This window comes from Streptomyces arenae (assembly GCF_022343545.1).
Classification (GTDB): domain Bacteria; phylum Actinomycetota; class Actinomycetes; order Streptomycetales; family Streptomycetaceae; genus Streptomyces; species Streptomyces humi.
In genome coordinates this window covers 25,384-37,640 of sequence record NZ_JAKQYH010000037.1, presented here as the reverse complement: position 1 = coordinate 37,640, position 12,257 = coordinate 25,384, and the positions used below count along the sequence as shown (strand labels likewise).

Sequence of the window (12,257 nt, the reverse complement as noted above, 5' to 3'; positions counted from 1 at the left end):
TCAGGCACGGCCGGGGAAAGCGTGGCCCCTCACCCGGCGGGCAGGTCCGCCAGGAAGCGTGCCCCCGTGGTGTGCGCGGGGTCGTGGGTCACCTCGCCGCCGGCGGCACGGGCCAGCCGTCGCGCCAGCGGCAGCCCGAGGCCGGCGCCGTCATGGCCGTCGTCGGGGTCGGCCCGCCGGCCGGGCCGGAAGAGCTCCGCGGCGAACGCCTCCGGCACGCCGGGACCGTCGTCGGTGACGGCGATCCGTACACCCTCCGGCCGCCGCCGCGCGGACACGGTCACCGTGGAGCCGGCGTACCGGAGCGCGTTGGCCAGCAGCGGGCCGACGATGCGCTCCAGCAGCGCGGGCGTGACGCCGGCCGCCAGTGCCGGGTCCGTGACGTCCAGGACGGCCGTCACCCGGTCCCGCGGTCCGAGGCCCTCGACCAGCCGGCGCAGCACGGGGCCGACCTGGCAGGTCCCGGGGACATCGCCGGTGCCGCGCACGTCCTCCCGGGCGTCGTCGAGCAGGGTGTCGCATATGGCGCGCATGGACCGGGCGGCCTCGGTGATCACCTCGTGGGTGGCGCAGGTCTCGGCGGTGGAACGCGGCCGGGACCGCCACCAGTCGAGCTCGACGACGATCCGGGTCAGCGGGGTCCGCAGCTCGTGCGACAGCTCGCCGGTCAGCTGCCGCTCGTGCCGCAGCACGGTCCTTATCCGGTCCAGCAGCGCGTCCAACGAGGCACCCAGGCGTGCGAGTTCGGCCGGCTGGTCGGCCGCGCCGAAGCGTTCGTCGGAGCCGACCGTGCTCCACTCGGTGGCCTGGTCGGTCATGATCCGCACCGGGCGCAGCGCCCGTCCGACGGCCAGTCTGGTCAGCGCGTAGGTGCAGGCCAGCATCACGGCGTCCAGGACCAGCGACCCCAGCAGCAGGGTGTCCGCCGAGTCGCGGTACGGCGTGAGGTCCAGGGCGGTGACGACGGTGGCGGAGCTGCGGCGGCCGGTCACGGCGTGGGCGCAGAGGCGTACGGGGTGCGGGCGGCCGGCCGCCGCGGTCGTGCAGGCGCCGTGCCCCGGCGCGGCGAGCCGGTCGGCGGCCCGAGTCAGGGCGCCGTCGGCCGACGGGGGGCGCTCCAGCAGGCGGGTCCCGGTGTAGATCCACACGTTCGCGTCGAGGAGGCGGTCGTTGACGGTCTCCAGGACCCGGGCGCGGGGTCCGCTGGTGTCGACGGTCGTCGCGACGGCGTCCGCCCGGTTGCGCAGTTCGTCGTCCGCCTGGTGTTCCAGGTGCCGGTCCATCACGGAGGTGAACGCCACGGTCAGCACGGTGATCAGCAGCGCCGCGGTGGTGACCGCCACGAGCGAGAGCCGCCCCCGCAGGGTGCGGGGCGCCGGCGCCCGCAGGCCACGAAACGCGAGGCGGCGCAGGCCACGAAACGTGAGGCGGCGCGGGGCGCGAAACGCGAGACGGCGCGGGCCGTCGGGAGGCAGGTACGGGCACGGAGCGTCGGGGGCCGTTCGGCGATGCGGGGTGTCGGGGGCCGGTCGGGGAGGCGGGGCGTCGGAGGCCGGTCGGCCATGCGGGGGATTGGTGGCCGTTCGGCGACGCGGGGTGTCGGGGGCCGTTCGGTGACGCGGGTTGTCGAACGCCGGTTGGCCGGGCGGCGTGTCGGGGGTGGTGGGGGTGGTCACGACAGGCGGTGGCCGATGCCACGGGCGGTGCGCAGGGTCAGGTCGCTGCCGGCCTCGCGCAGCTTGCGCCGCAGCCGGCTCAGGTACTGGTCCAGGGTGTTGTCGCTGACCTGGGCTCCGTCCGGCCAGGCGGCCCGGACCAGGTTCCGGCGGCTCACGAGGGCGCCGTCCGCGGCGACCAGCGTGGCCAGCAGCCGGAACTCGGTCGGCGACAGGCCGACCTCGGCGGCGCCGACGCTCGCCCGGTACCGGGTGGCGTCCAGGACCAGGTCCCCGGCGGTGGCCGCGGCCGGCGGCCCGGCCCGCTTCAGCGTGGCCCGCAGCCGGGCGACGAGTTCGGCGAGATGGAACGGTTTGGACAGGTAGTCGTCGGCCCCCGCGGCGAACCCGGACAGCCGGTCGGTGAGGCCGTGCCGGGCCGTGAGGAGGATGACCGGGGCGGTGAAGCCGTTGGCGCGCATCGCCTGGCACACGTCCCGGCCGTCCGCGTCGGGCAGCCCGACGTCCAGCACGGCCGCGGACACCCCGGTGCCGGCCAGCCGCAGGGCGGTGGTGCCGTCGGCGGCGGGCACCGGTTCGTAGCCCTCGTCGGCCAGGGCGCGGCGCAGCACGCCCCGCAGGGCGTGATCGTCCTCGACGACCAGGATCCGGTGCCGCACGGTCTCTCCGATCCCTGCGTGACTACAGGGTTGTAGACGCACACCGGGAACTCTAGACCATCGGGCGAACCCCCACGCGTATCACCTCGCGAACCGCGGTGAACAGCGCTCGCACCGGGACGTTCAGGTTGCGTTCAGGTTGCCGGGGCGCTGGTGAAAGCCATGCACCAGAAGCCCCAAAACAATGGCAAAGGCGTCTGTGGCACCGAAGGTGCCCCGTGTCATCGTGCGGCTCATGACCACAGAGCACCTCCTCGACGACCGCCCCCGAGCCTCCCTGCGCGCCCTGGCGAACAAGGTGCCGGAGGTGACCGCCTACTTCTGGATCATCAAGGTGCTCACCACCGGGATGGGGGAGACCGCCTCGGACCTGCTCGCGAAGGTCCTCGGTCCGGTGCCGGCGGTCGCGCTCGGCGGACTCGCCCTCGCCGTCTCGCTGGCCGTGCAGTTCGCCGTGCGCCGGTACATCGCCTGGGTCTACTGGACCGCCGTCGTCATGGTCAGCGTGTTCGGCACGATGGCCGCCGACGTCCTGCACGTCGGCCTCGGCGTGCCGTACACGCTGTCCACCCCGTTCTTCCTGCTCGCGCTGGCCGCGGTCTTCGCCCTCTGGTACGCCGTCGAGCGGACGCTGTCCATCCACGGCATCCGCACCCGCCGCCGGGAGGCCTTCTACTGGGCCGCCGTCCTCGCCACCTTCGCCCTCGGCACCGCCGCCGGCGACCTGACCGCCACCGCCGGTCTCGGCTATCTCGGTTCGGCGGTCCTCTTCGGCGCCGCGATCTGCGTGCCCGCCCTCGCCCACCGGGCCGGCGCCCTGAAGGCCGTGCCCGCTTTCTGGGCGGCCTACGTCATCACCCGCCCCCTCGGCGCCTCCCTCGCCGACTGGATGGCGCTCGGCCACTCCCGGGGCGGGCTCGGACTCGGGCTGGGACCGGTCACCCTCGCCTGGACGGCGGCCATCGTCTGCTTCGTCGGCTACCTGGCGGTCTCCCGCCGGGACACCACCACCGCGGCCTGACCCCGCGCCGCCCCGTCAGTACCGCACGGGAAGGGCGAGCAGCCCCCGGGTGCGCATCGACGGGCGCCACCGCAACTGTTCGACAGGTACGTCGAGTTCGAGACCGGGCAGCCGTTCCAGGAGGGCCGCGAGGGCGATCTCCGTCTCCAGGCGGGCGAGCGGCGCGCCGAGGCAGTAGTGGATGCCGTGCCCGAGGGCCAGGTGCCCGGTGGCTGCCCGGCCGATGTCCAGCCGGTCGGGCTCGGGGAAGCGGCGCGGGTCCCGGTGGGCCGCCGCCAGGGACAGCAGCACGGTCTCGCCCGCCGGGACGGTGACCCCGCCGATGGTGACGTCCTCGGTGGGGAAGCGGCGGATGGCGAGCGGGGCGGGGCCGTCGTAGCGGGCCAGTTCCTCCACGGCCGGGCCGAGCCGGGCGGGGTCGGCCCGCAGCGCGGCCAGCTGGGCGGGGGCGGTCAGCAGGGCCAGGGTGGCGTTGCCGATGAGGTGGACGGTGTTCTCGTACCCGGCGAACAGGATGAGGAAGGCCAGGGACATCAGCTCGTCCTCGCTGAGCCGGTCCTCCTCGTCCCGTACGGCGATCATGGCGGAGAGCAGGTCGTCGGCGGGTTCGGCGCGCTTGCGGGCGAGCAGTCCGGCGAAGAAGGCGAGCAGCGCGCCGACCGCCTGCCTCGCGCGCTCGGGCCGCGCGGGGTCGGGGACCACGAGGGCGTCCGTCCAGGACCGGAAGTCCGGCCGGTCCCCCTCGGCGACCCCCAGCAGTTCACAGATGACGGCGATGGGCAGCGGCGCCGCGTAGGAGGCGACGAGGTCGGTACGGCCCAGCGGCACGACGGCGTCGAGCAGCGCGTCGGCGGTCCGCCGGACCGGTTCGCGCAGGAGGGCGACGCGGCGCGGGGTGAACGCCTGCGACACCAGGCGCCGGACCCGGGTGTGGTCCGGCGGGTCCATGTTCAGCAGGTTGGCGTCGAGCGCGGGCGGCAGCGCGAGCCCGCGGTAGCCGCCGGGCCTGGCGTGCGCCTTGTCGAGCGAGAGCCGCGGGTCGGCGAGCGCCTGCCGCACGTCCTCGTACCGCGTCACCAGCCAGGCGGGCAGTCCGTCGGTCCCGGCGATCCGGTGCACGGGCCCGGCCTCCCGCAGCCGTGCGTACACGGCGTAGGGGTCGGCGAGCAGCTCGGCGGGGTCAACGGCTGCCGGTCGGCCGGTAGTTGTACGAGCGTCCATGCCCCCACCCTAGTCAGCCCCCCCGGGTCCGCCGGCCCGGCCGAACCGGTTCCCTTGTGGGTCGGCTGTTGCGTCCGGAAGTCCCGGTGCGATCAAATGAGTTAGGTAACCCTAAGTTTCTGCTGGCGCTGTCCGGGGGTGATCCCGACCGGGGCGTCACGGCTGGAGGCTCGATGACGGACTTCGCACGGACACCCCGCCGCCCCGCGGTCACGCTCGACCGGGTGCGGCTGGGGGCGGGCGGACCGCTGGTCGGTGTGCGGGTGGCGGACGGCAGGGTCAGCCATGTGATCGCCGAGCGGGAGCGGGGGTCTTCGGCGCCCGTCGGGGCGGCCGCGGACGAACGGGTCGTCGACCTGGAGGGCCGGGTGCTCCTGCCCGGACTGTGGGACGCCCACGTCCACCTCGCGGAGTGGGCCGGCGTGCGCCGTCGGCTGGACCTGTCCGGCACCGGTTCCGCACGGGAGGCGGCCGACCGGGTACGGCGGCACGGCGGCGGCACGGCCGCCGGGACCGTGCTGTTCGGGTACGGCTTCCGGGACGCGCTGTGGCCCGACGCCCCGCACAAGCGGCTCCTCGACGCGGTCTCACCGGACCGGCCCGTCGCCCTCGTCAGCGCCGATCTGCACGCCGTGTGGCTCAACTCCGCCTGCCTGGCGCTGGCCGGCCGGGGCGACCACCCGACCGGTCTGGTCCGGGAACACGAGGGGCACGAGGTGCTCTCGGCGCTTCCCGAGGCGTCACCCGAGACGGTGGACGGCTGGGTCGCCGACGCCTGCCGGGCCGCCGCGGCACGCGGGATCACCGGTGTCATCGACTTCCAGTTCGGCGACACCGTGGGTGCCTGGGAGCGCCGCTCGGCGCGGCTCCCGCCCGCCGTACGGGTGTCCGCCGCCGTCTATCCGGAGCACCTGGACGCGGCCGTCGCGCGGGGCCTGCGCACCGGGTCCGGGATCGGCGGGCACGGCGACCTGGTCCGGGTCGGCCCCCTCAAGCTCTTCACGGACGGCTCGCTCAACACCCGTACCGCGCTGTGCCGCGACCCCTACCCGGGCCTGGAGCACACGGACGGCTCGCACGGCCTGGAGCAGACGTCACCACGGAACCTGGTACGGCTCATGCGCCGGGCCGCCGCCCACGGCATCGAACCCGCCGTGCACGCCATCGGCGACCACGCCAACACCGTGGCCTTGGACGCCTTCGAGGCCGTGCGCTGCCGTGGCCGGATCGAGCACGCCCAGCTGCTCAGCCCCGAAGACCTGCCGCGCTTCGCGGAGTTGGACGTGATCGCGGGCGTGCAGCCCCGGCACGCGACGGACGACCGTGACGTGGCGGACCGGTACTGGGCCGGCCGTACCGGACGCGCCTTCGCCTACGCGGACCTGCTGGCCGCCGGTGCCCGGCTGGAGTTCGGCTCGGACGCCCCCGTCTCCCCGCTCGACCCCTGGCTGGCCGTGGCGGCGGCCGTCGGCCGTAGCGACGACGACCGCCCCGCCTGGCATCCGGAGCAGCGCCTGCCGCTGCGGGACGCGCTGGCGGCGGCGGCCCGCGGCCGGCGCCTCATCAGGGTCGGGGACCCGGCCGACCTGGTCGTGGTGGACGTGGACCCGCTCGACGCGGACCTGGACACACTGCGCGCGATGCCGGTGCACGCCACGATGACGGCCGGCCACTGGACCCACGGCCCGCACTGACACCGCCCGGTCGACGGGTCGCCGGACGGGGCCGGCCGGCTGGTGCGCGGGGTCATGCGGGCGGGGTGCGAGGGCGCCGGGGGGAGAGGCCCGTGGCCCGGGCGGGCCGTACCGGCCGGGCCACGGGGGTGTGGGGGCGGTTCAGGCCGCCGTCGCCCGGTCGGCCACCAGGGCTCCGTGGATCTCCGCCGCCCGGACCGCGACCGTCGACAGCAGGGTGCTGGTGAGCCCGTGGGTGTGCTCGGTCCCGCCCTGGAGGTAGATGCCGGCACGGACCTCGGGCGCCGTCTCCACGCGGTGGTCGCGGCCGACCCGGATCTCGTCGCCGTCGTCCTTGAGGCAGAGCTTGGCCGTGTCGCCCAGCAGCCCGGCCAGGTCCCGGGGCCGGTAGCCGGTGGCGAGCACCAGCACGTCGGCGGCCATCGCCCGGCGCTCACCGGTCGGCAGGAACTCGACGGTGACGCCGAGGCCGCCGTCCGGCCCCGGAGCGACCTCCCGGACCCGGGAGACGTTGAGGAAGCGCAGCCGCTCGCGGCCGGCCACCTTCTCCCGGTACGCGGTGGCGTACAGCGACTCGATCAGATCCATGTCGACCACCGAGTAGTTGGTGGACCGGTGGTAGTCGAGCAGGGACTGCTTCACCTCGGACGGCGCCGTGAAGTAGACGTCGACCGCCTCGGGGTCGAAGATCCGGTTGGCGAACGGGCTGTCGTCGGCGGGTGTGTAGCCGTACTTGGCGAAGACCGAGCACACCTCCGCGTCCGGGAACGTGCGGTGCAGGTAGTCCACCGTCTCGGCGGCGCTCTGCCCGGCGCCGAGCACGACCGCCCGCCGCACCGGCGCCCCCGATCGGGCCAGTTGCTCCGAGCGTGGCATCAACTCGCTGTTGTGCCAGACCCGTTCGGCTAGGCCGAGGCCGGGCGGGACGTGCGGTTCGAGTCCCGTCGCCACGCTGATGTTGCGGGCCCGGTGCGTCACGGTGCCCCCGGGGCGCGCGGTGTCCCGGCAGGTGACGTCGAAGAACACCACCTGCCCGGCCTCGTCGCGCACCGGGTCGACCGCGAGCACCTCGCTGCCGTACGACACCAGGTGCGCGACCCGCGCCGCCGCCCACTCGAAGTACTCGTGGAACTCCATCCGCAGCGGGAAGAGCGTCTTCTGGTTCAGGAAGTCGATCAGCCTGCCCTGCTCGCGCAGGAAGCACAGGAAGCTGTAGTCGCTGGTCGGGTTGCGCAGGGTGACGAGGTCCTTGAGGAAGGAGACCTGCATCGTGGCGTCGTCGATCAGCATGCCCCGGTGCCAGCCGAACCGTGGCTGGCGTTCCAGGAACAGGGCGGTCAGCCGGCGGTCCGCCGTGAGGCCCGCGTTGTGTTCCTCGACGGCGATGGACAGAGCGAGATTTGACGGACCGAAACCTATCCCGACGATGTCGTGGACGACATCGGAACCCATGACCGGTGATTTCACCGTGGCATCGCCTCCCTCAGGCAGCCTCATGCTAGATAAGGTAAGGCTTACCTAGCAATGGAGTCTTGAAGGGAAGGGCCATTCATGCGGGTCGTCATGCTCGGCTACCAGACGTGGGGTCACCGCACGTTGCAGGCGCTGCTCGACTCCGACCACGAGGTGGTCCTCGTCGTCACCCACCCGAAGAGCGAGCACGTCTACGAGAAGATCTGGGGCGACAGCGTCGCCGAGCTCGCGGAGAAGCACGACGTACCGGTCCTGCTTCGGAACCGCCCCGACGACGCCGAACTCCTCGCCGCCGTACGGGAGTCCGGGCCGGACATCATCGTGGCCAACAACTGGCGGACCTGGCTGCCCCCGGAGCTGTTCGACCTGCCCCCGCACGGCACCCTCAACATCCACGACTCGCTGCTGCCGGCCTACGCCGGGTTCTCCCCGATCATCTGGGCGCTGATCAACGGCGAGGAGCGGGTCGGGGTCACCGCGCACCGGATGAACGCCGAACTCGACGCCGGGGACGTCCTGGTGCAGCGTTCCGTGCCGGTCGGGCCCGCCGACACGGCGACCGACCTGTTCCACCGGACCGTCGACCTCATCGCGCCCATCGTGCGCGAGTCCCTGGACCTGATCGCCTCCGGCCGGGACGCCGGGCGGTGGATACCGCAGGACCGCACCCGGGCCAGCTTCTTCCACAAGCGTTCGGCGGAGGACAGCCGGATCGACTGGAGCTGGCCCGCGGAACGCCTGGAGCGCCTCGTACGGGCCCAGTCGGACCCGTATCCGAACGCCTACGCCTTCCAGGGCGGCGAGCGGCTGAGGATCGTCTCCGCGGCCGTCTCGGAGGGGCGTTACGGCGGCACGCCGGGCCGGATCTTCATCCGCGAGGGCGACGGCGTGGTCGTGGTGGCGGGCCCCGACGCCCACACCGGCCGCGGCCGGGGGCTGCTGGTCCGCCGGGTCCGCACGGACGACGGCACGGAGCACGCGGCGACGGCCTGGTTCCGCACGATGGGCGGATACCTCACGTCCCATCCCTGACAGCCGGCTCCTGCCACCCGGCTCGTCGGTGTCCGCCCGCTGGCGTCCTGCTCCGTACGTCCCACCCCTGACGGCCGGCTCCTGCCCCCCGGCTCGTTGGTGCCCGCCCGCTGGCGTCCCGCCCCGTACGTCCCACCCCTGACGGCCGGCTACCGCCACCCCCGCTGCCGGTGTCCGGCCGCTGGCGTCCCGCTCCGCACGTCCCGTCCGTCACCTGAACGGCGTCCGGCTCCGGCGCACTTGTGCCCGGGCCGCGACCGCCCTCCTCCGTGCCGCCGGTCCGTCAGTCGAGCGCCGCCGGCACCGCGTCCTCGGTCTCCCGGGCGTCGCCGTCGTGGTGGTGGCGCCCCAGCGGGATCACCATCGGGGTGCCGCTGACCGGGTCCGGGGTGATCCGGCAGCGCAGGTCGAAGACGTCCTCGACGGTCGCCTCGGTGACCACCTCGGCCGGCGCGCCCTCGGCGACGATCCGGCCGGCCTTCATGGCGATGACGTGATCGGCGTACCGGCAGGCCTGGTTGAGGTCGTGCAGCACCATCACCACCGTGCGGCCCTCGCGCCGGTTGAGGTCCGTGATCAGGTCCAGTACGTCGATCTGGTGGGCGAGGTCGAGGTAGGTGGTCGGCTCGTCCAGCAGCAGGACCGGGGTGCCCTGGGCGACGGCCATCGCGATCCACGCCCGCTGCCGCTGGCCGCCGGAGAGCTCGTCCACCGGCCGGTCGGCGAGTCCGGTCAGGCCGGTCGCCGCCAGCGCCGCCCCGACCGCCTCCTCGTCGGCCGCGGACCACTGCCGCCACCAGGTCTGGTGCGGGGACCGGCCGCGGCCCACCAGGTCGCCGACGGTCAGCCCCTCGGGCGCCACCGGGGTCTGCGGCAGGATGCCGAGCCGGCGGGCGAGTTCGCGGGTCGGTATGGACCGCAGGTCGGCACCGTCCAGTTCGACCACGCCCTCGCGCGGGGCCAGCAGCCGGGCGAGGGCGCGCAACAGGGTCGACTTGCCGCAGGCGTTGGCCCCGACGATGGCCGTGATCCGGCCGGTGGGCACGGTGAGGTCCAGGTTCTCCACCACCGGCCGCCCGTCGTAGGCGAGATGCAGCCCGCGGGCCCGCAACTCCATGCTGGAAGAGGGTCGTTGGGTGGACGGGGTCGGCCGCGGGTCGGTGGACGACATCGGATCAGCCTCCAGATCCCGCGCGGTTGGCGCGGACGAGCAGCCACAGCAGGACCGGCGCGCCGAGGGCGCCGGTGACGATCCCGACCGGCAGTTCCGTCCCGGGGACCGCCTCGCGGGCGAGGAGGTCGGAGCCGAGGACGACGAACGCGCCGGTGAGACCGGAGACGAGCGGGGGCGGCGCCGGGGTGCCGGCGAGCCGCAGCGCGATCTGCGGGCAGGCCAGGGCGACGAAGGCCACCGGTCCGGCCGCCGCCGTGCCGAAGGCGACCAGGCCCACGCCGGTCAGCAGCAGCGCCAGCCGGACCGGCTGGACGGGCGTGCCGAGGCCGGCCGCCACGTCGTCGCCGAGCTGGAGCGTGCGCATCCAGCGGCCCAGTCCGAGGGCGACCGGCAGCAGCACGGCCAGCGCGACCGCGAGCGCGTCCACCTGGCCCCAGGTGCGGCCGTTGAGGTTGCCGACCAGCCAGCCGAGCGCCTCCTCGGCCTCGAACCGGTTCCCGCGCGCCACCAGGAAGTCGGTGGCGCTGGTGCAGATCCACGAGACGCCGATGCCGACGAGGATGATGCGGTAGCCGGTGGCGCCGCCCTTCCAGGCCAGCGCGTACACCAGCAGCGCGGTGGCCAGGGCGCCGAGCAGCCCCAGCGTGGACAGTCCGAGGCCGCCGGTCCAGCCGAGGACCACGGCCGCGACCACCGCGGTGCCGGCGCCCTCGGTGAGCCCGATCATGTCGGGGCTGGCCAGCGCGTTGCGGGTCATCGTCTGGAACACGGCCCCGGAGACCCCGAACGCGACGCCGACCAGCAGCCCGGTCAGGGCGCGGGGCAGCCGCAGGTCCTGGACGACGATGACGGTTCCCGGATCGCCCGCGCCGAACAGCGCCTTGACGACCCCCGGCAGGGTGACCGGGTAGTCGCCGACGGCCAGGCCCCAGCAGAACAGCGCGAACGTGCCCGCGGCGACGAGCACTCCGGTGAGCAGCAGGCGGGGCCGCAGCATGCCGGAGACCGGGGGTACGGCCAGCCGGAACGGCCGGTCGCGCAGCACGGGCCGTGCCGAGGCCGACGGCTTCCGGGAGCCGGGCGCCGGCTGTACGGGCCCGGTGGGAGCGGCGGGCGAGGACGGTGCGGGCACGCTCATACCTCCGCGAGCTTGCGGCGGCGGACCAGGGCGATGAAGAACGGGCCGCCGAGGAAGGCGACGAGGACGCCGGCCTGGATCTCGGTGGGCCGGGCCACCATCCGGCCCGCGATGTCGGCGGACAGCAGCAGTACGGGAGCCAGCGCGGCGGAGAGCGGCAGCAGCCAGCGGTGGTCGGGGCCGATGCCCGAGAACTGGGCCAGCAGCCGGGCGATGTGCGGGACGACCAGGCCGAGGAAGACCACCGGGCCGATCACGGCGACCGAGGCGCCGGTCAGCAGCACGATCGCGGTGACGCCCTGGAGCCGTACCAGGCCCAGCCGCCGGCCCAGGGAGGCGGCCACGTCGTCGCCGAGGGCGAGGCTGTTCAGGGCGGGCGCGCAGGCGAGCGCGAGCACGGCCCCGACCGCGAGGAACGGCAGGACGCGCACCAGGTCACCGGAGTCCTGGTCGGCGAGCGTGCCTGCGGACCAGAAGCGGTAACGGTCCAGCGCGTCCTGGTCGGTGAGGACCACGGCACTGGTCAGCGAGGACAGCAGTGAGGTGACGGCCACACCGGCGAGGGCCAGTTTCACCGGGGTCGCCCCGGACCTGCCGAGGCGCCCGAGGAGGAAGACCAGGACGCTGGCGGCGAGCGCCCCGGCGAACGCGAACCACACGTAGCCGTACAGCGAACCGACCCCGAACACCGCCACGGACACCACGATCGCGAAGGACGCGCCCGCGCTCACCCCGAGGATCCCGGGGTCCGCGAGGGGGTTGCGGGTCAGGGCCTGCATCAGCGCGCCCGACATGCCGAGCGCGGCGCCGGTGGTCAGCCCGAGCAGGGTGCGCGGGACGCGCACCGACCAGATCACGTTGTCGACGAGCCGGCTGGGCGGACGGCCGAGAACGGCGCGGACCACCTGGTCGAGCGGGACGCTCAACGCGCCCAGGGCCACCGAGAGCAGGGACAGGAGGACCAGGAGGGCGACGATCACCGTCACCAGCACCGTGGCGCGAAGCCTTCTGCCTGAAGCCACTTGCGGGTCTCCATGCCGTCGTCCGGACGGACCGCGAACAGTCCTGATAGCAGGTTAGGTGAGCATAACCTCAGCCGCCGTGGCTTGGCCGCCGAAACCACATGGGCACTGTTGAGTTAGGCAATCCTTACCTTACTATGCGAGCGG

At 74.1% G+C, this 12,257-nt stretch carries 10 protein-coding genes; 3 read left to right on the top strand and 7 right to left on the bottom strand.

Going from position 1 to position 12,257, the window contains the following annotated elements; all coding sequences use genetic code 11:
• Positions 1-29 precede the first annotated feature (29 nt).
• Both MB828_RS15635 and MB828_RS15630 read right to left on the bottom strand, forming a co-directional pair.
• Positions 30-1,343 carry a sensor histidine kinase gene (locus MB828_RS15635; RefSeq protein WP_430381390.1) on the bottom strand — a complete coding sequence of 438 codons (1,314 nt, stop codon included), beginning with the start codon at positions 1,341-1,343 and terminating at the stop codon, positions 30-32.
• 329 nt (positions 1,344-1,672) lie between these two features.
• On the bottom strand, positions 1,673-2,335 hold the full coding sequence (locus tag MB828_RS15630) for a response regulator transcription factor (protein WP_301648688.1): 663 nt from the start codon (positions 2,333-2,335) through the stop codon (positions 1,673-1,675).
• Between the two features lie 235 nt (positions 2,336-2,570).
• On the opposite strand from MB828_RS15630, the gene MB828_RS15625 reads away from it, so the two are divergent.
• On the top strand, positions 2,571-3,356 hold the full coding sequence (locus MB828_RS15625; protein ID WP_301648687.1) for a COG4705 family protein: 786 nt from the start codon (positions 2,571-2,573) through the stop codon (positions 3,354-3,356).
• Positions 3,357-3,371: 15 nt separating this feature from the next.
• Here MB828_RS15625 and MB828_RS15620 read toward each other — a convergent pair whose 3' ends face one another.
• Positions 3,372-4,577, bottom strand: a complete 1,206-nt coding sequence (locus tag MB828_RS15620; RefSeq protein ID WP_301648686.1) for a cytochrome P450 family protein — start codon at positions 4,575-4,577, stop codon at positions 3,372-3,374.
• 173 nt (positions 4,578-4,750) lie between these two features.
• Between MB828_RS15620 and MB828_RS15615 the strand changes: the two genes are divergently transcribed.
• Positions 4,751-6,271, top strand: coding sequence for an amidohydrolase (locus tag MB828_RS15615; RefSeq protein ID WP_301648685.1), 1,521 nt, complete (start codon positions 4,751-4,753; stop codon positions 6,269-6,271).
• A 141-nt stretch (positions 6,272-6,412) separates the two neighbouring features.
• On the opposite strand, the gene MB828_RS15610 is transcribed toward MB828_RS15615, so the two are convergent.
• A complete protein-coding gene (locus MB828_RS15610) occupies positions 6,413-7,738 on the bottom strand; it encodes a lysine N(6)-hydroxylase/L-ornithine N(5)-oxygenase family protein (protein ID WP_301648708.1) in 1,326 nt (441 codons plus the stop codon).
• Positions 7,739-7,822: 84 nt separating this feature from the next.
• On the opposite strand from MB828_RS15610, the gene MB828_RS15605 reads away from it, so the two are divergent.
• Positions 7,823-8,776 (top strand): methionyl-tRNA formyltransferase, encoded by a 954-nt coding sequence (locus MB828_RS15605; RefSeq protein ID WP_301648684.1) that lies wholly within the window; start codon positions 7,823-7,825, stop codon positions 8,774-8,776.
• 283 nt (positions 8,777-9,059) lie between these two features.
• Here the strand turns inward: MB828_RS15605 and MB828_RS15600 are convergent, their stop codons facing one another.
• From MB828_RS15600 to MB828_RS15590, 3 genes are read right to left on the bottom strand one after another with little or no spacing between them, the layout of a single operon-like run.
• The gene (locus tag MB828_RS15600; RefSeq protein ID WP_301648683.1) at positions 9,060-9,947 is read right to left on the bottom strand and encodes an ABC transporter ATP-binding protein; all 888 of its coding nucleotides are present in this window, start codon (positions 9,945-9,947) and stop codon (positions 9,060-9,062) included.
• A 4-nt stretch (positions 9,948-9,951) separates the two neighbouring features.
• Positions 9,952-11,088: a FecCD family ABC transporter permease gene (locus MB828_RS15595; RefSeq protein ID WP_430381389.1), complete on the bottom strand. Its 1,137-nt coding sequence runs from the start codon at positions 11,086-11,088 to the stop codon at positions 9,952-9,954.
• Positions 11,085-12,110 (bottom strand): FecCD family ABC transporter permease, encoded by a 1,026-nt coding sequence (locus tag MB828_RS15590; protein ID WP_301648682.1) that lies wholly within the window; start codon positions 12,108-12,110, stop codon positions 11,085-11,087. The genes MB828_RS15595 and MB828_RS15590 overlap by 4 nt, the downstream gene beginning before the upstream one ends.
• Positions 12,111-12,257: the final 147 nt, after the last annotated feature.

Bases quoted from the DNA above. Each gene is read 5' to 3' on its own strand.
- MB828_RS15620 (WP_301648686.1), bottom strand. From the start codon at position 4,577: ATGGACGCTCGTACAACTACCGGCCGACCGGCAGCCGTTGACCCCGCC.
- MB828_RS15595 (WP_430381389.1), bottom strand. From the start codon at position 11,088: ATGAGCGTGCCCGCACCGTCCTCGCCCGCCGCTCCCACCGGGCCCGTA.
- MB828_RS15615 (WP_301648685.1), top strand. From the start codon at position 4,751: ATGACGGACTTCGCACGGACACCCCGCCGCCCCGCGGTCACGCTCGAC.
- MB828_RS15600 (WP_301648683.1), bottom strand. From the start codon at position 9,947: ATGTCGTCCACCGACCCGCGGCCGACCCCGTCCACCCAACGACCCTCT.
- MB828_RS15625 (WP_301648687.1), top strand. From the start codon at position 2,571: ATGACCACAGAGCACCTCCTCGACGACCGCCCCCGAGCCTCCCTGCGC.
- MB828_RS15605 (WP_301648684.1), top strand. From the start codon at position 7,823: ATGCGGGTCGTCATGCTCGGCTACCAGACGTGGGGTCACCGCACGTTG.